Below are 21552 nucleotides of genomic sequence, written 5' to 3'. Positions count from 1 at the left end.
CCCCCCGCCTATGACTATGACACGCGAATTAAGAGCGCTTCCTCCGCATTGCCGCGGCGCCAATAGTGCCCGTCACGGCAGCGAGCACCAGCACATCGCCGGTGAGAGAACCGGTCTTGGCGAGCTGCGTTGCAGGCGTAGGAGGAGCCGAGGGCGTCACCGTCGTCGGTGTAGGCGTCGGACCGGGCTTGAAGGACAGTCGCGTCACGTCGGGATGCGCCTCGCTCGTCGTGAACGTCAGGGTGTGCTTCATGAGCGGAGCTTCATCCCATCCGGCAGAAGGGCCAGTCATGGGGGGCCTCCATCCGGCGGAATAAGGGGTGTCTGTAGGGGGACATGCGGGCGATGGGGGATCAAATACTGTTCCAACAACAGAACGAGGCTCGGCCGGTTTGACAGCGTCGTAGTCATCCATCGTCGGAGGGCATGCGGGTGAAGGCTGTCCGGGCCTGACCATGACACCGAGTTGTTTCTCAACATCAACCGAGATAATGCCCTGCGTGAGGTGATCGATCTGGTAATCCACGTCGGCAGTAGCGGATTCAGTGAAGGCAATCTTTTCAACGGTGATCACCGCTTCGCCGTGAAGCGCAGCCATCGCGTCCTTGAGGGCTGCGATGGTGGTGATCTCATCGGGGTTATCGAAGTCCACGGTAACCGTTGCGGTCTGTCCGTTAACTGCCACTGTCTTCGCTGAGAAGCCCCGGGGAAGCCCAGTCACCGAGATGGCCGAGGGATCAGAAAACTTCAGCTGCGAAGGAAGAGTGATCTGCGTTGTGAAGCCCAAGTGAGCATTCTTCAGTGCAATATCGTCGAAAGCGTTAGGCGTCTTGTCGTATTCCTCGAGGAGCTTCGCAATGCGTCCACCGCGAAGGTCATCCAAGTGAACGACGTTCTCAATGGTCAGAAGAGAATCTTTGCTCTCGGCGTAGATCTTTTCCGTCTGAGTCGGAGTGTTCCCCTCCAGGCCGACCTTAAAATCGGTGTCGATTGTCGGGTCATCGCCATTGACTGGAAGAGAGCCAAATACCTTCTTGTACTTGTAAATGCCGGTCAGGCCATCCGCAGACAACTCCTGAGTGGAGAATTCGTAGTCGGGAATTCCCGCGGCGTGGAAGAAGTTTGGCCCGGTTTTCGGGGGCTGTAAGTCGTGGCCGTCCTCTTCATCAACCCAGCGTGTTGTCCGGGTTGGTGCGGACGCGAAGCAGTCGGTAGGCGACTGTGCGAGTGCCAGGGTCTTTGTATCGAAGTGAAAGACCTGGGCGGGGGTGGTCGATGATGCGAAGAAGTTGAACGTACCTGTCACGGTAATCTGTTCGCTGGCCAGTTGAGTCGCTTCCGCGGGGTCAATTGCGCCAACGGCATAGGGGACCTGGACCTTGATCGTGTGCTGATCGGGGTTGGCTTTCTCTGCATCGTAGATATCGAGCAGCTGCTGCCAGTTCAGATCCCTGAGGTGGATGTTCGCAGTGACCTGTGTGCGCTCAGCGCCCGGGGAGAACGAGGTGTAGGCGAGCATTGACGAGGTGGATTTCGCGCGAGACGTTCCCAGCGTGACTGCCTCAGGAACACTCACGGTCAGCGTGATATCGGCGGTGTCGTTGCTGTCGGAGTCATGAGGGGAGAGCCCCTGTGCAGCCGCAGCGCGGATTTCTGCCTCGTGGCCTGCCAGAAGGGCAGTGATCGGAATATCCAGCACGACGGTGCCGTGATAGGTCGTGATCACAGGGGTCGTATTGCACACCGTCGTGCTTGTTGATGAGACGTATTGTGAGAGGGAGAAGGGCTGGGCATCGGCTTGTGCGCTGCGTGGCGCAAACATTGATACCGTACCTGCAGCGACAAGAGCCAAACCAGCGCCCGTAGCTAGAACTCTCCGGCTTTTCCTCATGATGTTCCCCAGTCGTATGTGTGCGAATTAAACGGAATGAGTCATGATTTTTCAGTATACACATTGTTGACACAATTACATCATCTCTTGCAAGCTCAGCTGTGGTTTGACTGCTCTATAAGGCGCGGGCACATCGCATGCGGGTGATTCCCATGTGCTTCGCAGTGCACTCAATGACCTTGCTGTGACCGCTCATGAAACATGGCCGACTTATGGGTGATGTGCGCGTACTGGGTGAGTTTTGTATCGCATGTGGTGTCGATGCCTGGCTAAGCGATGGAAAACAGCATGACAAGCCGCCCGATTGGAGGCTGCCGCGAGGCCTGGCGGGCCTGGCCGGGCTTCGAGCCGACGCGCCGAGCGAAGCTCGCGGCGCGGACGGCGAGCGGGCGGGCAGGCCTCGCGGCAGCCGGAGATCTGGCAGGGCTGTGGGCAGTGTCGACTATAGGAACGACAAGTTTGCGGACGTAGGGCTGTCGGTGGCGCGGACGGCGAGCGGGCGGGCAGGCCTCGCGGCAGCCGGAGATCTGGCGGGGCTGCGGGAAGGCCGGAGATATGGCGGGACAGTTGGCGTCGCACGGGATTATGCAGGGTGAGTGGCACCGCAGATATGAAAAACCGGCGACCCGAAGGCCGCCGGTTGTTTGTGCGTCATGGGGGACTTGAACCCTCAACCCGCTGATTAAGAGTCAGCTGCTCTGCCAATTGAGCTAATGACGCGGGGTACTTTCACTAGCCGGAGCCAGGAAAGCTGTGCGTCATGGGGGACTTGAACCCTCAACCCGCTGATTAAGAGTCAGCTGCTCTGCCAATTGAGCTAATGACGCGGGGGTTTTGCAACCGAAAGATAAATATACAGGCGCGATTCGCCCCGCGCAAGTCAATGAGGGCTGTCGTGGCCTATGTCGCACGCTCACCGGACGTGACTCACACGTGCACCTACAATGGGGCTTCAGACGAAAGGGGAACGCCATGTCGGACGCGTCGAGCACCTATTCCGCTGTCGTGGAGGACATCCTCAAGCTCGTGTGGAGCGCCGAGGAAGCTGGCCGCGACGGCGTCAAACCTAAGGATGTCTCCGAGCACATGGGAGTCGTCCCCTCGACCGCGACTGAAAACATCCAGCGCCTGGCTCGCCAGGGCCTCGTGACCCATGAGCGCTACGGCCGTGTGCGACTAACCCCGCAGGGGCGCGCCGTCGCTTTGGGCATGGTACGCCGCCACCGTCTGCTCGAAACCTACCTGCACGAGGCCCTTGGCTTTTCCTGGGATGAGGTCCACGAAGAGGCCGAGATCCTGGAACACGCAGTCTCCGATCGTCTTCTCGACCGGCTTGACCGCGTGCTTGGCTACCCGAGTCGCGACCCGCACGGGGATCCGATTCCGCGCGCCGACGGAACCAGCGATGACGTTGCAGGAAGCCCGCTCGACGCTCTCGACATCACCGCAGGGGGAGTCGTCGAGCGGCTGCCAGACCGGGACCCCGATGCGCTGCGCGCCTGGGAGGAGGCGGGTCTCGTGCCCGATGCCCATATCACCGTCGTCGCATCGGACTCCGCAGGAGTGACGGTCCTCCTCGACGATGGGCAGATGCTTCTCCTCGACCCCGCCCAGGCCTCGGGCATCGTCGTCCGGGACTGAGCTGCCCCAACGCGAGCCGACTCCCATCGACGAGGCCCGGAAACGATCCAGCCCGCCTGACCAAAGAGGCCGGGCGGGCTGGGAGCGCCCGTCGGTGGGCGCACAGGTGGGGCGTGGGCCTTAGACGAGCGCTGCGGAGGTCATCGACGGCGGAACGTGCGCGGCGTGACCGGCAGCCAGAAGAGCCTCGCGCAGAGTCGTGATCGCGCTATCGAGATCTTCGTCGCTGGCAGGGGCAGCGTTCGAGAGCAGCACGTCGGACTCGTCGCGCAGGGGAATCACGTGCAGGTGGGTGTGGGGGACCTCGAAGCCCGCAATGACGAGGCCCGCTCGAGCCACGCCGAAAGCCGACTTTTGGGCGAGGCCGATCGCGCGTGCGACCTTCATGAGGTGCGCTGCCACGTCGGAGGGGGCGTCGGTCCACGCCTCGTAGGGGGTGCGAGGGACGACGAGGACGTGTCCGGGCGAGGTGGGCTCGATCGTTGCGAAGGCGACGCACAGGTCGTCGGCCCACACGAAGCGACCGGACCAGGCGCCGGAGATGATGTTTTCAAAGACGGTGCTCATGCGACTATTGTCACCCATTCGCGCCTGCTTCGGTAGGTGAGCGCATCCGGCGGGGTTGGCGGGCGTGAACTACCCTGGTGGGGAGTATTGTTACGCGACCCATCGTTAAGCGAGGAACGCACAGATGAGCGAAAATCCGCAGAGTGCCCCGGCCCAGCGCTACACCGCTGAGCTCGCAGGTCAGATCGAGACGAAGTGGCAGGACCGCTGGGAGGAGCTGGGCACGTTCTACGCGGACAACCCCACGGGCGACCTGGCTGGCCCGCTGGCCTCCCACAACCCCTTCTTCATTCTCGACATGTTCCCCTACCCCTCGGGTAAGGGCCTGCACGTGGGGCACCCGCTGGGCTACATCGCGACCGATACGCTGGCGCGCTACCGCCGCATGAAGGGCGACAACGTCCTGTACACGATGGGCTACGACGCCTTCGGCCTGCCCGCCGAGCAGTACGCCGTCCAGACCGGCCAGCACCCGGCCATCACCACGAACCAGAACATCGCGAACATGCGCCGCCAGCTGCGCCGCATGGGACTGTCCCACGACTCGCGCCGCTCCTTCGCCACGACCGACATCGAGTACGTGCACTGGACGCAGTGGATCTTCCTGCAGGTCTTCAACTCGTGGTTCGATCCCGAGGCGACGGCTCCCGACGGCTCCCAGGGTGCGGCCCGCCCGATCACTGAGCTGATCGCCAAGCTCGAGTCCGGCGAGATTCGCCCCGAGGATGGCTCCGACTACAACTCCCTGGACCGAGCCGCCCAGGCGAAGGTCGTCGACTCCTTCCGCCTCGCCTATGTCTCCGAGGCCCCCGTCAACTGGTGCCCCGGTCTGGGAACGGTCCTGGCCAACGAAGAGGTCACCGCCGACGGCCGCTCCGAGCGCGGCAACTACCCGGTTTTTAAGCGCAATCTGCGTCAGTGGATGATGCGTATCACCGCATACGGTAAGCGCCTGTCCGACGACCTCGACACGATCAACTGGCCCGAAAAGGTGCGCACGATGCAGCGCAACTGGATCGGCCGCTCCGAGGGCGCGACCGTCCGCTTCGACGTGCCCGGCGCGCGCGAGGCTGGCGCTTCCCTCGACTCCCTGGACGTTTACACGACGCGCCCCGACACGCTGTTCGGCGCGACCTTCATGGTCGTGGCCCCCGAGCACCCGATCCTCGGCGGAACCGTCGGCGGCGACGCCGACGATGAGGCCGCCCTCACCCTGCCCGCCTCCTGGCCCGAGGGCACGAAGGACGCGTGGACGGGGGGCGCCGCCTCTCCGAAGGAGGCCGTGAGCGCGTACCGCGCCCAGGCCGCCGCGAAGTCCGAGGCGGAGCGTGCTGACGAAGAACGCACCAAGACCGGCGTGTTTACCGGCCTGTTCGGCATCGATCCGGTCAACGGCCGCCCGGTTCCGATCTTCGTTGCCGACTACGTTCTGTGGGGCTACGGCACCGGCGCCATCATGGCCGTTCCCGCGCACGACGACCGCGACTGGGCGTTCGCCCGCGCTTACGACCTCGACATCGTGCGCACGATTGGCCCGGCCGACGACCCCTACGGCCCCGACCTCGAGGCCGGCGCGTACACGGGCGATGGCGTGGCCGTTGACTCCGCGAACGACGAGATCGACCTGAATGGCCTGGCTAAGGATGAGGCCAAGGCCGCCATGATCGAGTGGCTGGTCGCCAAGGGCCTGGGCCACGGCACCGTCACCTACCGCCTGCGCGACTGGCTCTTCAGCCGCCAGCGCTACTGGGGCGAGCCCTTCCCGATCGTGTGGGACGAGGACGGCGTCGCGCACGCCCTGCCCGAGGACATGCTCCCCGTTGAGCTGCCCGAGGTCAGCGACTACAGCCCGCGCACCTTCGACGCGGACGACGCCGATTCCTCGCCCGAGGCCCCGCTGGGCCGCGCCGAGGACTGGGTGAACGTCACCCTCGACCTGGGCGATGGCCCCAAGACCTACCGCCGCGAGACCAACACGATGCCCCAGTGGGCGGGCTCGTGCTGGTACGAGATGCGCTACACCGACCCGACGAACGCGAAGCGTTTCTCCGGCGAGGAGAACCTGGCCTACTGGATGGGTCCGCGCGAGGGGAAGGTCAGCGGCGGTACCGACATGTACGTCGGCGGCGTCGAGCACGCGGTCCTGCACCTGCTCTACGCCCGCTTCTGGCAGAAGGTCCTCTTCGACCTGGGTCACGTGCCGGGATCCGAGCCCTTCCACACGCTCTTCAACCAGGGCTACGTGCAGGCCTACGCCTACACCGACGCGCGCGGCCAGTACGTGCCCGCCGATGAGGTCGAGGGCGACGAGACGACCGGCTTCACCTACAAGGGCGAGCCCGTCAACCGCGAGTACGGCAAGATGGGTAAGTCCCTGAAGAACATCGTCACGCCCGACGAGATGTACGACGCCTACGGCGCCGACGTCTTCCGCGTGTACGAGATGAGCATGGGCCCCCTCGACCTATCGCGCCCGTGGGAGACCCGCGCCGTCGTCGGCTCCCAGCGATTCCTGCAGCGCCTGTGGCGTAACGCGGTCGATGAGGAGACGGGCGAGCTCACGGTCACCGACGAGCCTGCGGACGACAAGACGCGTCGCCTCGTGGCCCGTATGATCGCCGAGGTGACCGAAGAGTACGAGAACCTGCGCATCAACACCGCGATCTCCAAGCTCATCGTCCTCAACAACCACCTGACCAGTCTGGACGCCGTTCCGCGCGACGCCATCGAGCCTCTGATCCTCATGCTCGCCCCGGTCGCCCCGCACCTGTGCGAGGAGCTGTGGAGCCGCCTGGGCCACGAGGCCTCCCTGGCCCGCGAGCCCTTCCCGGTCGTCGAGGATTCCTCGCTGCTGGAGGAAGACACGGTCACGGCCGTCATCCAGGTCAACGGCAAGGTCAAGGCCCGCATCGAGGTCGCTCCCTCCATCTCCGAGGAAGACCTCATCGCGGCCGCCCTGGCCGAGGCCCCGATCGTCAAGGCCCTCGGCGGGGCAGATCCCCTCAAGGTGATCGCCCGCGCGCCGAAGCTGGTCAACGTCGTCGTCAAGAAGTGAGGTCGCATGCCTGAAGGCGATGCAGTCCGTCGCCTAGCCGGTACCCTCGACGAGCTTTTCGTCGGGGGTATCGTCTCGGCCTCGTCCCCGCAGGGGCGCTTCGCGTCCTCCGCAGCCCTCCTCGACGGGTGGGTCATGCAGCGGGTGCGCGTGCACGGCAAACACATGTTCATCGGTTTCGTCCCGCCCATCGACGGTGAGACGTATGAGGCCGGGGTGGCCCTCCTGGAGGGCGCCGCGGCCGGCAGCGGGGAGCCGATCCTCGGCGAGGACGCTCCCTGGCCGGACCGGTGGGTGCACATCCACCTGGGCCTGTACGGCTGGTGGCGCTTCAACGGTGACGAGACCGTCGTCGACGAGGGGCACGGCGTCGCTCACCGCATCCCCAACGTTCCGAAGGGGGAGTGGAACGGCCACTCCGAGACCCGCTGGGGCGAGGGCTTTGGCGAGGCCAAGGCGGGGGAATGGGAGCCGCCGGAGCCGGTCGGTGCCGTGCGCCTGCGCCTGTTCAACGACCATGCGGTCGCTGACCTGGTGGGTCCCAACCGCTGTGACCTCATCACGGATGAGGAGCGCATCAAGGCAGAGTCGAAGCTGGGGCCGGATCCTCTGGACGCCGGGGCCCGCTCCGACGCCGAGGCCATGGAGCGTTTTGCCCAGGTCGCTCACTCCAAGAAGCGCGCGATTGGCGAGATCGTCATGGATCAGTCGATTATCGCGGGCGTGGGCAACATCTACCGTGCCGACGCCCTGTTCCTCGCGGGCATCTCGCCACACCGCAAGGGGGCCAATATCTCCATCAAGCGCCTGCGCGAGCTGTGGGTCCTGATCTGCGACCTCATGAACCGCGGCCTGGCCGCAGGTCGCCTGGACACGATGGACCCGGAGGAGGCCCCCAACCCGCCGATTGAAGGGGACGAGGAGGCATCGCGCTGGTACGTGTACCACCGCACGGACCGCCCGTGCCTGCGCTGCTCGACGCCGATCCGTGAGGCGCTCATGCAGAACCGACGCCTGTTCTGGTGTCCGTCCTGCCAGCGCTGAGCGCGCGAAGAACCGTCAGGGGAGTGCGGGCCGCAAGGCTCGCACTCCTCGACCTTTGTCAGGCAATCTCTTCGAATCCGAGGACCGAGTAGAGTTCGCGGGCTCCGCCGTGGCGCGTATCCAGGCGCAGGGCGAGGGTGTCGAATCCCCACTGTGAGCAGCGCGCGGCGACCTCGGAGACGAGGGCTGTCGCGATGCCACGCCTGCGGTAGTCGGGGGCGACGATCAGGTCCACCACGAAGGGGCCGTCCGGCGCATCATCCCACGGGGATTCGCGGACGACGAGGATCGCTCCGACGAGCGTGCCCCCGTCCCACGCGCCGATGAACGAGTCTTCCGTGGTCGCCCCGAAAGCGCCCTCAAACGTCAGGCGTAGTTCTTCGGAGGTTTCCAAGAGCGCCTCAGGCGTGACGTCGTCGTCGTACGCCTCGAGGGTGAGCACCGCGAGCGCGGGGATGTCGAATGTTGTGAGCGTGGCGATCTCAATACCCTGAGGCCGATTCGCCGCTGACAACGCGTCCAGGGGGGCATGTAGAGTTTGAGCTTCCATAAACCAACTATAGGTGAGGATGCTCACTTTGTCACGGGTCTTGAACGGATTCTCACAGACCGCATCTGACGAGGGCGAATGTCCCTCAGATGTAGAGGGCCGGCTCCTCGAAGAAGTAGTTGGGATCGACGATGAGATCGCGGTCGCGCGTGTCCTTTTCGGGCTTGGGGAGCAGGCGCGCGGGCACGCCGATTGCCACGTTGCCGCAGGGCACGTCCTTGACGACGACGGCGTTCGCGCCGATCTTGACACCCGTGCCCACGGTGATGGGGCCTAGGACCTTCGCGCCCGCGCCAATCATGACGTGATCGCCGACAGTGGGGTGGCGCTTGCCCGGCGTCATGGCGACGCCGCCGAGGGTGACGCCGTGGAAGATGACGACATCGTTGCCGACCTCGGCCGTCTGGCCGATGACGACGCCCGTCGCGTGGTCAATGAAGACGCGGCGCCCAATGGTGGCCTCGGGGTGAATGTCCACGCCGGTGACGGCTCGGGCCATGGATGACAGGGCGCGCGCGGGGGTGCGGGCGCCGTGAGCCCACAGGGCGTGGGAGACGCGGTGAGTCCACAGGGCGTGTACGCCCGGGTACGTCAGTGCGATCTCCAGGGCGGAGGTAGCCGCGGGGTCGCGGCGCTGCGCCGTCACGAGGTCCTCGCGGAAGAGCCCGAGCGCCTTGGTAGGCAGGGCGCGCGACAGGGTCTTCGACAGGGCGCGTACGGTGAGCTTCACGAGTTCCTCCTGGATGGTCGACTCAGATGGGAACGCACAGGTGGCCCCGGATATTCCATCCGGGGCCACCTTAGCGCGTCAAGCGGGAAGGATCAGTCCTCGAGGCCCGCGAACAGCGCGGTCGAGAGGTAACGCTCACCCGTGTCGGGCAGGAGCGTGACGATCTTCTTGCCGGCCAGCTCGGGGCGGGCGGCGACGGCGGCCGTACCCGCCAGGGCGGCGCCGGAGGAGATGCCCACGAGCAGGCCCTCCTCGGCGGCCGCGCGGCGAGCGAACTCGAGCGCCTGGGCGGTCTCCACGGAAATGACCTCATCCACGATGCCAGCGTCGAAGGTCTCGGGCACGAAGTTGGGCATGAGGCCCTGGATGCCGTGCGGGCCGGGAGTGCCGCCCGTCAGCAGGGGAGACTCGGCGGGCTGAACGGCGATGATGCGCACGTTCGGGTTCTTCTCCTTGAGGACCTTCGCGACGCCCGAGATGGTGCCACCCGTGCCGACGCCGGCGACGAAGACGTCAACCTGGCCGTCGGTGTCGGCCCAGATCTCCTCGCCGGTGTGCGCCACGTGGGCAGCAGGGTTGGCGGGGTTGGTGAACTGGGAGGCGATGATGGCGCCGGGGCGCTCGGAGGCGATGCGCTCGGCCTCGGCAACGGCCGCGGAGACGCCGCCCTTCGGGTCGGTGAGGACCAGCTCGGCACCGAAGGCGCGCACGATCGCACGGCGCTCGACGGACATCGAGGCGGGCATGACGATGACGACCTTGTAGCCGCGTGCCGCGCCCACCATCGACAGGGCGATGCCCGTGTTACCGGAGGTGGCCTCGACGATCGTGCCGCCGGGGGCCAGGGCGCCCGAGGCCTCAGCCGCGTCGATGATCGAGCGGGCGATGCGGTCCTTCACGGAGGACGCGGGGTTGAAGGCCTCGACCTTGGCAACCACGTCAACGCCGTCACCGGCAACGTGGTTAATGCGGACGAGGGGGGTGCCACCGATCAGATCGGCGACGGTGGAGGCGATGCGAGCCATGAGAGGTCCTTCCTAAGCAGGTGTACCCCTGAATTGTCATCCCACGCGCGGAGCCTCGTCTAGTTCAATCCGCCGTGTTTCCACGTAGCGAAACTTTGCAACACCGGACGAGGCCTGGGCCAGGCACGCGTCAATCGAGTCTCGGTCGCTCGGATCAATGGCAATGCGCAGTGTGACGTCCGCGTTCCAGATCGTGTCGAGGACCGCGGCTCCTCGCGCGCGCAGCTCGGCCTCGATGCGACCCGCGTCCCCGGGGCTCAGCTGTGTTTCGAGGACGTCGCGCCCGACGAGGTAGGCGATGGGAGCGCGGGCGACGGCCTCGGAGACTGAGGTGGAGTAGGCCCGCACGAGGCCACCCCCGCCCAGGAGGATTCCGCCGAAGTAGCGGGTGACGACCGCCGTCGCGTTCCACGTGTCGGAGGCGCGGAGGGCCTCCAGCATCGGGGTCCCGGCCGTGCCCGAGGGTTCGCCGTCGTCCGATGAATGCTGCAAAGGTGCGGCATCCGGCGGATCGATCAGGTATGCGGAGCAGTTGTGCCGCGCCTGCGGATGCTCGGACTTGACCGCGTCGATGAGCTCGCGAGCCTCCTCGGGCGTGTCCGTCCGGGCCAGCGTCGTAATGAACCGGGAACGCTTGATCTCAATCTCGTGGGTGAGGAGCGTGCCGGAGGCGAGCGTGCGAAGAGCGGACATGCGCCCAGTCTAAGGGAGCGAGCCCGCCCTGAGTCTGTAACCAGGATCGCAGGCGCGTAGCCTCTCGCGATGTGCTTCAGGGGCCGGTCCGTGGTAGTCTTGTCGGGTTGTCGCCGTGCGCCCGCGTGGCGCACCGATCAGAATAGTCGTCGAGAAAGAAGAGGAGCGGTAAGACATGGCAGTTCCCAAGCGCAAGATGTCCCGTGCGAACACCCGCACCCGCCGGTCTACCTGGAAGGCTGATCTTACCGAGCTGAACACCGTCAAGGTTGCCGGCCGTGAGATCCGCGTGCCCCGCCGCCTGGCCAAGGCCTACAAGAACGGCCTCCTGGACGTCGAGGGCTGACCTCGCATCCACGCACGGGCCCGGGACTTGTCGTCCCGGGCCTTTGTCATGCCCATAATTGCTGAACGTTCGACGAAAACCCTTACGGTCGTCGATTCGATCTGCATCCAAGTATCCGAAAAGGAACGCACATGAGCCTGCCGATGTCTCTGCCCGCCACGAGCGGGGGAGTGGGCCACGGCCTCGTCACCGCGTCGAGCACGAGTGGCACCGAGGGAGCCATCGTCTCCCTCTTCCTGATCGCCGCCGCTGCGGCCATCGCACCCCTGCTGTCCTCGCTCACGCGCAAGCGCGTGCCCGACGTCGTCTGGCTGCTCATCCTCGGCGTCATCATCGGGCCGAACGTTCTGGGGCTCGCATCCCTCACCGAGCCGATCTCCGTGTTCCGCGAGGTTGGCATGGGCATGCTCTTCCTCATCGCGGGCACCGAGATCGACGTGGAAGAGGTGCACGGACGGGCTGGGAGGCGTTCGCTGCTCACGTGGCTGGCGTGCTTCGGTATCGGCCTGGCCATCTCCTGGGCGGCGGTCGCCGCGTCGGGGACGACGGGGGTCGCCACCGCCACCTACATCGCGCTCGCGATCGCGCTGACCTCGACGGCGCTCGGCACCCTGCTGCCCATCCTCATGGAGGCCGGCGTCATGGGGACGACGATCGGCAAGGCCGTCCTCGTCCATGGTGCCGTCGGCGAGCTCGCACCCATCATCGCCATGTCGCTGCTGCTGTCTGCGCGTAGCCCGTGGGCCGCGGCGATCGTTCTGTTGCTCTTCGCGTTGGCCACGGTCCTCGCGGTCGCCATCCCGACGCGCTTCATTCTCAAGCATCCCGCGATCGGGCGGACGATCCTCCACGGGGCGCAGACCTCGCAAAAGACGCTCATGCGCGTCGTCATGCTGGTCCTCACCGGTCTCATGGCGCTGTCCGCGGTCATGGAATTGGACATGGTGCTCGGCGCGTTCGCGGCCGGCATCATCGTCCGCGCGCTGGCGCCCGGCAACTTCACGATGGTCGAAGGCGAGCTGCGCACCCTCGGCTTCTCCTTCCTGATCCCGCTGTTCTTCGTCACCTCGGGCATGAATATCTCGCTCAGTGCCGTCGTGGGCTACCCCTTCCTGCTCGTCGCCTTCGTCGGCGCGATCCTTGTGGTGCGCGGCGTGCCCATCGTCCTTCTGGAACGCTTCCACGGATCGATCGAGCGCGTCGGCTGGACGGATGCGACGCGCATCGGTCTGTATGGCGCGACAGGCCTGCCGATCATCGTCGCCGTCACCGGACTGGGCGTCTCGACGGGTGTCCTGCCCTCGTGGCTCGCCTCCCTGCTTGTCGTCGCTGGCGCGTTGTCCGTGCTGCTCTTCCCGCTGCTCGCCTTCCTGCTGGGGCGCGCTGGTGGAAAGGCGCGCTAACCTCCGCTAGTCTTACAGGCGGCGCATCGCGCCACGCCTCCGTAGCTCAATGGATAGAGCAAGGGCCTTCTAATCCCGAGGTTGCAGGTTCGAGTCCTGTCGGAGGCGCCAGCTTGTGATGCGGGTGCTCCCACGAAGCATCGTTGGTGGTCGTTATGTGGCGGCCCGAACCGGGGCAACGTGGCATAATGGGGGGAGCCGAACAGTTGCCGCTGTTCGACTCCCCGGCTTCCGGGATAGTCTTAGCTACCCATCAGGGTGCTCAGCAGGAATGCAATCGCCCAGATCAGCTGCGGCAGTGTCGTGATCACTGCTACAGCGATCTGGGCTTTCTGCTTCCTGTCAAGGCCTCGCCGCCGTTGTGGCTGGCGGTGGTCTTTGGCCATTGCCCAGTCACCTCCTCTCAACGGAACCGCTCCCCGGCAGGAATACGGGTGTCCCGGGGCGGTGCCGTGGAGGCATCCCCATCGTCCCACTGTGCACAGTCATTTCTGGCTCGGTCCTGAGACGGGCGCTGTCACAAACTCCCGTTACGTGGACCCCTCCTGCGCCATCTGCACGAAGGCGGACATACTGGGGTCATGAACGCACGAACGAACATCACCCGTCGCATGTGCGGGTCGATTCGTGCCCGAATGTGCAGCTGACACCGACGTCCGCTATTCCTTAGGCTCGCGCTCCACCACCACACCACCCGCGCCAACGCGCACTCACGTGGAAGCCAGCCGCCACCCGAGAGTTACACAGTGCCCTTCTCAGACGACGCCTACGCCTGTCCCTGCACCCACGACCACGAGCCCACGCTCCTGTCCTTCGAGGTCATGCCCCCGCGCAAGCCCTCCCTGGAAGAACCCTTCTGGAACACGGTCGACCAGCTGCTGCGCGTGCGTCCCGACTTCATGTCCGTCACCTACGGCGCGGGCGGTAAGGACCGCTCCAACGCCCGCGCGACGGTCCGCCGCCTCGTGCGTGACACCCCGATCCAGCCGATCGCGCACCTGACCTGCGTGGGTAACTCGACCGAAGAGGTCGTCTCCACTGTCTACGACTACCTGGACTCTGGCGTGCGCACCTTCCTGGCGCTGCGCGGAGACCCGCCGGTGGGACACGAAGGTTGGGAGCCCGGCCCGGGCGGCGTCGCCAGTGCCACCGAGCTCATCCACCTGATCCGCACCGTCGAAAAGCGTCGCTGCGACGCCCACCCGGGTGAGGCGCTGCGCTCCGCCTTCAAGCCTCTGACGATCGCCGTCGCCGCGTTCCCTGCGGGCAACCCGGCCGCCGGAACCACGCCCGCGCAGGAAGTCGAGCGCCTCCTCGTCAAGCAGGCCGCAGGCGCCTCATTCGCGATTACGCAGCTCTTCTGGGACGCCGAGGTCTACGCCTCCTTCGTCGAGCGCGCCCGCCGCGCCGGCGTCACCATCCCGATTGTGCCCGGCCTGCTGCCGGCCACCGACCCGGCCCGTCTGCGCCGCGTCCAAGACCTCACCGGTATTGAGGTCCCCGAGTACCTGCTGACGACGCTCGCCGACTATCCCCACCAGGACGCGCGCGACGAGTTCGGCGCCGTCTTCGGCTCGCGCCTCATCCACTCCGTCCTGGAGGCGGGCGCGCCAGGCGTCCACCTCTACACCTTCAACCGCTCCAAGCCCGTCTTGGACATCCTGGCCCTCATGGGAGTCAAGCCTGACCCGCTGCGGTCCCAGGCCTCGTCCCCCGAAACCCGCGCCTGAGGGCGCCACCATCCACCCTGCGGCAGGGTGCGGGGTTTCCCGCGCACGCCGAACGAGTAGCACACCCAAGGAGAAAACCATGTCCGCTGCGACCACGCAGTTCCCCACCGCCACGATCCTGGCCTATCCGCGTATCGGCCGTGGCCGCGAGCTCAAGCGCGCCCTCGAGGCCCGCTGGGCTGGCCGCATCACCGAGGCCGAGCTGATCCAGGCCGCCAACGATCTGCGCAAGGAGAACCTCGCGCGCCTCGTCGAGCTTGGCCTGAACCCCTCCGACGCGTCCCTGGCCGACGCGCCCTCCCTGTACGACCACGTCCTGGACGCCACGATCCTCCTGGGTGCCATCCCGCCGCGCTTCGCCGGCCGCGAGGGCCTCGACCTCTACTTCGCGCTCGCCCGCGGTGACGACAAGGTCGGCCCCGAAGAGATGACGAAGTGGTTCGACACGAACTACCACTACCTCGTCCCCGAGATCGGCCCCGACACGCCCCTGGTTTTTGCCGATGACACGATCACCCGCCGCTTCACCGACGCCCGCGAATGGGGCTACGTGACCCGCCCGGTTCTGGTCGGCCCCGTCACCTACCTGGCCCTAGCCAAGGCCGACCCGGCCACCCCCGACTTCGACCCGCTCACCCGCATCGACGAGGCCGTGGCCGCGTACGAGGAGGCGCTGGCCTCCCTGCACGCCGCCGGAGCCCCGTGGGTCCAGCTCGACGAGCCGGCCCTCACTTCCGACAACCTGTCGCGCACCCGCGTCGAGCTGGGCGAGCTGGCCGCCCGCGTCTACGAGCGCCTGGCGGCCTCTCAGAACCGTCCCCAGATCCTGCTCACCACGCCCTACGGCGACGCCTCCCACGCGGTTCCCGCCCTTGCCAAGACGGGCGTCGAGGCCCTCCACGTCGACACGCTGCGCGGCTCGCTGCCCAAGGGTGCCGACCTGTCGGGCGTCACCCTCGTCGTCGGCGCGGTCGACGGCCGCTACATCTGGCGCGCCGACCTGGCCCAGCTGCGCGAGACCCTGAAGGCTGCCCAGGCCCTGGGTGCCGCCCGCGTCACCGTCGCCACCTCCAACTCCCTCCAGCATGTGCCTCACGACACCGCCCTGGAGACCTGGGACGACGCGACCCTCAACGAGAACCTGCACGCCTGGCTCGCCTTCGCCGACCAGAAGGTTCTCGAGGTCGTCACCCTCGCCCGCGGCGTGGATGAGGGCTGGGAAGCCATCGACGCCGAGGTCGCCGAGGCCACCCGGGTGCTCGAACAGCGCGCCGCCGCCCCCGGCGTCGTGCGCCCCGAGGTCCGCAGTCGCACCGCCGCCCTGACCGACGCCGACCGCGCCCGCGAGCCCTACCTCGAGCGCGAGGCTGCCCAGACCGAGCGTCTCCACCTGCCCCCGCTGCCCACGACGACCATCGGCTCGTTCCCGCAGACCACCGAGATTCGCAAGGCCCGCGCCGCCAACGCGCGCGGCGAACTGTCCGACGCGGACTACGAGGCCCGCATGCGCGAGGAGATCGCCTCGGTCATTGCTCTCCAGGAGGAGCTGGGACTCGACATGCTCGTCCACGGTGAGGCCGAGCGTAACGACATGGTCCAGTACTTCGCCGAGCTGCTCGATGGCTTCGCAGCCACGCGCAACGGCTGGGTGCAGTCCTACGGCTCGCGCTGCACGCGTCCCTCCGTCCTGTGGGGCGACGTCTCGCGCCCAGCGCCCATGACCGTGGGCTGGACCAGCTACGCCCAGTCGCTCACCGACAAGCCCGTCAAGGGCATGCTCACCGGCCCCGTCACTATCATCGCGTGGTCCTTCCCGCGCAACGACCTGCCGCTCGGCGAGATCGCCGACCAGATCGGCCTGGCCCTGCGTGACGAGGTCTCCGATCTCGAGGCCGCCGGCATCGCCGCGATCCAGGTCGACGAGCCGGCCCTGCGTGAGCTCCTGCCCCTGGACGCCGACCGCCACGCAGACTACCTGAACTGGTCCGTGGGATCCTTCCGCCTGGCCACCTCCTCGGTGCGTCCCGACACCCAGATCCACACGCACCTGTGCTACTCCGAGTTCGGCCAGATCATCGACGCCATCAAGGGCCTGGACGCTGACGTGACGTCCATCGAGGCGGCGCGCTCCAAGATGGAGGTCGTCCCCGAGCTCGCCGAGGCCGGCTTCGACCACGGCATCGGCCCCGGTGTGTGGGACATCCACGCGCCCCGCGTCCCCGGCACCGAAGAGCTTGCCGAGCTCATCGGCCTGGCCGCCGACGCCGTTCCGGTCTCGCGCCTGTGGGTCAACCCCGACTGCGGCCTCAAGACCCGCGGCTACGAGGAAACAAAGGCGTCGCTGGACAACCTTGTCTCTGCTACTCGACAAGTGCGTGCCCAGCGCGGCCTGGAGAGCTGAGCGTTCTTCTAGGCGATAGGTGAGGGGCGGGCCCTATGGGTCCCGCCCCTCACCGTTTGCGTCCGTGCTGCCTTCTCCCCGCGCTCATACGCGCCTGTACCAGGGCATCCGTACTGTGAACACACCCTGTTACAGAGTCTCAACTAGTGGACATGGTGTTGCCCGGACGGAAAACGTCCGACAGACTAGATGCCATGACGACCTTCGCGAACCCCATGTGCTGCCCCTGCGGTGGCATGATGTCGCGAATGTGTATGTGATTGACGCCCCAGATACCCCTGTCAATCACCGCCGCAGTGATATACCCACGCCGATAGTGGGAGTGCGGCCCCGAAGAATCGGATACACCCATGACCCTCGTCAACACCCCTGCCGCCTCCGTCCGCGCCGCCAACGACACCCCCACCTCCTACGAGGAATTCCTCGACGTTCTCGCCGGCCTGCGACTGAGCTCCTCCCGCATCGACATTGACATCGACCGCGGCCAGGTCACCCTCGACGGACGCGACGCCGGCCTGTCCGCCAAGGAACACGACCTCCTGGCCCACCTCGCCGCCAACGCCGACCGCTCCGTCACCCGCGACGAGCTCTTCGCCTCCGTGTGGGCCGATTCCGAGCTCGGCTCCGACTCACGCACCGTGGACGCCCACATCCGCCGCCTGCGCAAGAAGCTCTCCATCCTGCCCGACCTCATCTCCACGGTCCGCGGCGAAGGCTACCGCTTCAACTCCACCCCCTCCGTGCGCGTTCGCGTCACCCGCCCCGTCACCCTCGCCGCCTGACACTCCTCGCGGCGGACCCCGCCGCCACAACCCGCCGCGCCACCGCGCGCATCGGCCCAGCGGCCACCCAAGGCGGCTCCCAGCCCAGCCACCCGCGCGGGCCGGATAAAAGGGGAGAGGGGCCACGGCCTCGTTCCCGAAACCGCGCCCCTCTCCAGCGCTTTGTACGACCTCGTCAGATCACGAGTCGCGTGATCTCCGAATCCAGCGGCAGCTCCTCCACGTGCAGGGGTGAGGCCTCCATGCGGTGTCGAAGCCCGTCGATGTCATCCGGGTTCGACAAATCGATGCCCACTAGAGCGGGTCCGAGCTCGCGGTTGTTCTTCTTCGTGTACTCGAAGTGCACGATATCGTCCGCGGGACCCAGCACATCCGAGAGGAAGACGCGCAGCATGCCCGGCTGCTGCGGGAAGGTCACGAGGAAGTAATGACGCAGGCCCTCGTGGCGCAGCGAACGCTCCATGACCTCGGCGTAGCGCGTCAGGTCGTTGTTACCACCCGACACGACGCACACGATCGCGCCGTCCGAGCGGCCCAGCAGTGCCTTGCGATCAGCCGGATCGGTCAAATACACGTGCGCGGCCGTGGATGCGAGCGCGCCAGCAGGCTCGGCAATGACGCCGTCGGACTGGTAGAGCTCCAGCATCTCCGTGCACACCGCGCCCTCGGGGACGACCAGCACGGAATCAACGAACTGCGAGGCAATGTGGAAGGGGAGCGAACCCGCGCGGCCCACCGCCGTGCCGTCCACGAAAGGATCGACCTTCGCCAGGGACATCGGCTGCCCCGCCTCGAGAGCAGCGTGCATCGACGCCGCGCCCGCGGGCTCCACACCGATGATCTTCACCTCCGGACGGTTCGCGCGCAGCCACGTTGCAATGCCCGCGATGAGGCCGCCGCCGCCCACGGGGACCAGGATCGCAGCTGTGTCCGCGGGCATCTGCTCCTCGAGCTCGACACCGATCGTGCCCTGACCGGCGATCGTGAAGGGATCATCGTAGGGATGAACGTAGGTGCGGCCCGTCGCGCGTGCGGCCTCCTGAGCCAACGCGTTCGCGCGGTCGAACGTACCATCCACGATGACCTGCTCGACCCACTGCCCACCAATCGTGGCGATGCGGCGGCGCTTCTGGCGGGGCGTGTTCGAGGGCAGGTAGATCGTGCCCCGCACGCCCAGATGAGCGCAGGCGTAGGCCAGGCCCTGCGCGTGGTTACCGGCCGAGGCGCACACGACGCCGCGTTCACGCTCGGCGGGGGACAGGAGCGACATGCGCGCGTACGCGCCGCGCACCTTGAAGGAACGGCACTTCTGCTGGTCCTCACGCTTGAGCAGAATATCCACGCCGGCCTCGGTGGACAGACGCTCGGAACGATCCAGGTTCGTGCGAACGGCGACCCCCTCCAGGGCGGTGGCTGCCTGACGGATGTCCTTCGGCGTGGTCACGTGAGAACTAGCGGTCATGGGAACTCCTTCCAATACCCTTCTAGTGTAGTAGTGGCCACCGCCCCCAAGTCCCACCCAACCGTATGACCCAGAGCGCACTAACATAGAAGGCGTGAAAACTTTGAAAGACCCCCTGGTCTGGATTGACTGCGAAATGACCGGCCTGGACGTCTCAAGCGACGCCCTCATCGAGGTGGCCGTGGTCGTGACCGACGGCGACCTCACGATTGTCGACCCCGGCATGGACGTGCTGATCACGCCGCCCGCCGAAGCCCTCGACAACATGAATGACTTCGTGCGTAACATGCACACGTCCTCCGGCCTGCTCGATGACCTGCAGACGTCGGCTGTCTCCATGGAAGAGGCAACCGAGCAGGTCCTGTCCTACATCAAGCGCTTCGTGCCCCAGCAGGGCAAGGCGCTCCTGGCGGGCAACTCGGTGGGCACCGACAAGATGTTCCTCGAGGCGAACATGCCCTCCGTCATCGATCACCTGCACTACCGCCTGGTGGACGTGTCTTCCATCAAGGAACTGGCCAAGCGCTGGTACCGCGCCGCCTTCGCCGAGTCGCCCGACAAGCACGGCGGCCACCGCGCGCTGGCGGACATCCTGGAATCGATCCAGGAGCTCGAGTACTACCGCCGCGTGCTGTTCCCGGCCGAGCCGGTGACCACAGAGCGCGCGCGTGAGGTGGCTCGTGAGGTCATCGCCCTGGGTATTCCCGCTATGGGCGAGGCCGCCGAGGCCTGATTTCATTCGTGACGCCAAGCGGCGGCATCCCTGCTGGGGGTGTCGCCGCTTCGCTGTTGAGAGAGCGCTGCGTGGGTGGGTGCAGCGCGCGTTCACAGGGGCGCGTGCGAGGCGCTCGTTATCCACAGGGGGACGAGGCGAACGCGCGTCATCCACAGGGTGCGCTGTGGCGCTTGAAGTGGTGCGGCGTGTGGGGCTTTCCTGGATGCATCCGGCCAACGCCGGCCAGAACGGACAAAGGATGCAACGATGCAGGACATATCGACAACCCTCAAGGGCCGTATCGGATCAGAACCGATGATGAAGCACGTCAAAGGCGATATCTGCGTGACGACCTTCCGGCTTGCGATTACGAGATGGCGTTTTACGACCGACGTGCGCACGGGTAACGCCTCCTATGTGGAGGACGGCGCCTACTGGTACACGGTCGAAACATGGGACACTCTGGCCTCCAACGTGTTCCGCAGCTGCCGCAAGGGCGATCCCGTCGTCGTGGTTGCTCGGCCCGTCCCAAACGGTTGGATCGACGGTAATGGGCAGATCAGGTCGTCGATCGTCTACCGCGCCTCCTCAGTCGGCCACGACCTGGCCCGCGGAACCTCCCAGTTCACGAAGAATGGCGCGCACGCGACCGATGAGCCTGCGGGTGGGACGCAGGGGGATCCCTATTCGACGAGGCAGGGGCCGGGATCGGTGGTCATGGCTCAGGGTGGGGAACACCAGGGGGACCCGGGCACCGATGTGCACGCTCACGCGGTCCTGCCGAATGATGGAACGGACCTTCTGCCGGACGATGCGGCCCCCTCCCAGGGTGAGCCGACGTCCCACGCTCCCACTGGCGCAGTGGGAGGAGAACTCTCTCCTCTTCCCGCGCTCGAAGAACACGAAAGGTCCGAGGAAGATTCCTCGGACCCGGGTAGGAACTCGTCGTCATGCTTCGACTATTCGGCGCTGGAGCGCGAACACGCCGATGCCACGAAAAATGATGCGTTCGAGCCTCTTGATGGCGATGCGGACGAGCCGCCCGATGCCGCCTAGACGGATGCGTCCACGATCGCGACCTGCGCGATGGCGCACTCCCCGTCGTGGCTGATGGACACGAGTGCTCGCCACGTGGAAGGCGCTCCGAGTGACTCCTCGCAGGCAGCCGCGACGTCTCCGTGCAGCGCGAGAGCGGGACGGTTCCACTCGTCGTGGATCACCTCAATCTCGCGCCAGTCGACGTCGTCGGCTCCGATGAGTGGAGCGGAGCCAAAAAGGGAACACGACCAGGCCTTGATAAAGGCCTCCTTCGCGGCCCACAGGCCGCCCGCGTGACGGGCCACAGCCTCGTCATAGCGGGCGGAACCGGGCTGCGCGCCAGAGGTAGCGGCGGCGCGGGCGCGGACCCGGCGGGCCTCCCTGGGCGTGAGGACGCCATTCAGGAAGGCCGAACCCGGCTCCCTCACCTGAGCGGCAAACTCAGGGAGGGAGACCAGGTCAACGCCGAGTCCGCGCAT

18 protein-coding genes and 3 tRNA genes are annotated in these 21552 nt (G+C 66.3%); 11 read left to right on the top strand and 10 right to left on the bottom strand.

Annotation, left to right across the window (positions count from 1 at the left end):
- Positions 1-28 precede the first annotated feature (28 nt).
- From CYJ22_RS04670 to CYJ22_RS04660, 3 genes are all read right to left on the bottom strand, one after another.
- Positions 29-1726 (bottom strand): cell wall protein, encoded by a 1698-nt coding sequence (locus CYJ22_RS04670; protein WP_243390454.1) that lies wholly within the window; start codon positions 1724-1726, stop codon positions 29-31.
- Positions 1727-2538: 812 nt separating this feature from the next.
- Positions 2539-2611, bottom strand: a tRNA-Lys gene (locus tag CYJ22_RS04665).
- A 34-nt stretch (positions 2612-2645) separates the two neighbouring features.
- Positions 2646-2718, bottom strand: a tRNA-Lys gene (locus CYJ22_RS04660).
- A gap of 145 nt (positions 2719-2863) precedes the next feature.
- On the opposite strand from CYJ22_RS04660, the gene CYJ22_RS04655 reads away from it, so the two are divergent.
- On the top strand, positions 2864-3532 hold the full coding sequence (locus CYJ22_RS04655; RefSeq protein WP_007588618.1) for a metal-dependent transcriptional regulator: 669 nt from the start codon (positions 2864-2866) through the stop codon (positions 3530-3532).
- 120 nt (positions 3533-3652) lie between these two features.
- Here the strand turns inward: CYJ22_RS04655 and CYJ22_RS04650 are convergent, their stop codons facing one another.
- Complete coding sequence (locus tag CYJ22_RS04650; RefSeq protein WP_034496457.1) at positions 3653-4099, bottom strand: HIT family protein; 447 nt, start codon at positions 4097-4099, stop codon at positions 3653-3655.
- A 124-nt stretch (positions 4100-4223) separates the two neighbouring features.
- Here CYJ22_RS04650 and CYJ22_RS04645 point away from each other — a divergent pair, with 124 nt between their 5' ends.
- Both CYJ22_RS04645 and CYJ22_RS04640 read left to right on the top strand, forming a co-directional pair.
- Positions 4224-7154 (top strand): leucine--tRNA ligase, encoded by a 2931-nt coding sequence (locus CYJ22_RS04645; protein ID WP_101601472.1) that lies wholly within the window; start codon positions 4224-4226, stop codon positions 7152-7154.
- Between the two features lie 6 nt (positions 7155-7160).
- Positions 7161-8198, top strand: coding sequence for an Fpg/Nei family DNA glycosylase (locus tag CYJ22_RS04640; protein WP_101601469.1), 1038 nt, complete (start codon positions 7161-7163; stop codon positions 8196-8198).
- Positions 8199-8256: 58 nt separating this feature from the next.
- Here the strand turns inward: CYJ22_RS04640 and CYJ22_RS04635 are convergent, their stop codons facing one another.
- From CYJ22_RS04635 to CYJ22_RS04620, 4 genes are all read right to left on the bottom strand, one after another.
- Complete coding sequence (locus CYJ22_RS04635) at positions 8257-8748, bottom strand: GNAT family N-acetyltransferase (protein WP_007588632.1); 492 nt, start codon at positions 8746-8748, stop codon at positions 8257-8259.
- 85 nt (positions 8749-8833) lie between these two features.
- A complete protein-coding gene (gene cysE, locus CYJ22_RS04630; protein WP_101601467.1) occupies positions 8834-9478 on the bottom strand; it encodes a serine O-acetyltransferase in 645 nt (214 codons plus the stop codon).
- Positions 9479-9570: 92 nt separating this feature from the next.
- Positions 9571-10503: a cysteine synthase A gene (gene cysK, locus CYJ22_RS04625; RefSeq protein ID WP_101601464.1), complete on the bottom strand. Its 933-nt coding sequence runs from the start codon at positions 10501-10503 to the stop codon at positions 9571-9573.
- 36 nt (positions 10504-10539) lie between these two features.
- On the bottom strand, positions 10540-11196 hold the full coding sequence (locus CYJ22_RS04620; RefSeq protein WP_101601462.1) for a YigZ family protein: 657 nt from the start codon (positions 11194-11196) through the stop codon (positions 10540-10542).
- A 175-nt stretch (positions 11197-11371) separates the two neighbouring features.
- Here CYJ22_RS04620 and rpmF point away from each other — a divergent pair, with 175 nt between their 5' ends.
- The 6 genes from rpmF to CYJ22_RS04585 all read left to right on the top strand — a co-directional run bounded on the left by rpmF (position 11372) and on the right by CYJ22_RS04585 (position 17858).
- The gene (gene rpmF, locus CYJ22_RS04615; protein WP_003792889.1) at positions 11372-11542 is read left to right on the top strand and encodes a 50S ribosomal protein L32; all 171 of its coding nucleotides are present in this window, start codon (positions 11372-11374) and stop codon (positions 11540-11542) included.
- A gap of 131 nt (positions 11543-11673) precedes the next feature.
- Positions 11674-12945, top strand: coding sequence for a cation:proton antiporter (locus CYJ22_RS04610; RefSeq protein ID WP_101601460.1), 1272 nt, complete (start codon positions 11674-11676; stop codon positions 12943-12945).
- A 35-nt stretch (positions 12946-12980) separates the two neighbouring features.
- Positions 12981-13056: transfer RNA gene (locus CYJ22_RS04605), tRNA-Arg, on the top strand.
- Between the two features lie 635 nt (positions 13057-13691).
- Positions 13692-14675 carry a methylenetetrahydrofolate reductase gene (locus CYJ22_RS04600; protein ID WP_101601458.1) on the top strand — a complete coding sequence of 328 codons (984 nt, stop codon included), beginning with the start codon at positions 13692-13694 and terminating at the stop codon, positions 14673-14675.
- Positions 14676-14754: 79 nt separating this feature from the next.
- Positions 14755-17076 carry a 5-methyltetrahydropteroyltriglutamate--homocysteine S-methyltransferase gene (gene metE / locus CYJ22_RS04595; RefSeq protein ID WP_101601455.1) on the top strand — a complete coding sequence of 774 codons (2322 nt, stop codon included), beginning with the start codon at positions 14755-14757 and terminating at the stop codon, positions 17074-17076.
- Between the two features lie 350 nt (positions 17077-17426).
- The gene (locus tag CYJ22_RS04585) at positions 17427-17858 is read left to right on the top strand and encodes a winged helix-turn-helix domain-containing protein (RefSeq protein ID WP_003792882.1); all 432 of its coding nucleotides are present in this window, start codon (positions 17427-17429) and stop codon (positions 17856-17858) included.
- Between the two features lie 175 nt (positions 17859-18033).
- Here CYJ22_RS04585 and ilvA read toward each other — a convergent pair whose 3' ends face one another.
- Entirely contained in the window at positions 18034-19320 is a 1287-nt protein-coding gene (gene ilvA / locus CYJ22_RS04580) for a threonine ammonia-lyase IlvA (protein WP_007587424.1), read from the bottom strand.
- Between the two features lie 85 nt (positions 19321-19405).
- Here ilvA and orn point away from each other — a divergent pair, with 85 nt between their 5' ends.
- Together orn and CYJ22_RS04570 are read left to right on the top strand one after the other, a co-directional pair.
- Positions 19406-20053, top strand: a complete 648-nt coding sequence (gene orn, locus CYJ22_RS04575) for an oligoribonuclease (RefSeq protein ID WP_101601452.1) — start codon at positions 19406-19408, stop codon at positions 20051-20053.
- A gap of 249 nt (positions 20054-20302) precedes the next feature.
- A complete protein-coding gene (locus CYJ22_RS04570; protein ID WP_101601450.1) occupies positions 20303-21091 on the top strand; it encodes a single-stranded DNA-binding protein in 789 nt (262 codons plus the stop codon).
- Here CYJ22_RS04570 and CYJ22_RS04565 read toward each other — a convergent pair.
- A complete protein-coding gene (locus tag CYJ22_RS04565; protein ID WP_101601448.1) occupies positions 21088-21552 on the bottom strand; it encodes a holo-ACP synthase in 465 nt (154 codons plus the stop codon). The genes CYJ22_RS04570 and CYJ22_RS04565 overlap by 4 nt on opposite strands.

The sequence above is a fragment of the Schaalia odontolytica genome, from assembly GCF_002847525.1.
GTDB classification, from domain to species: domain Bacteria; phylum Actinomycetota; class Actinomycetes; order Actinomycetales; family Actinomycetaceae; genus Pauljensenia; species Pauljensenia odontolytica_B.
The sequence above is the reverse complement of the archived record's forward strand: the minus strand, read 5'-3'. Positions and strand labels throughout refer to the sequence as shown.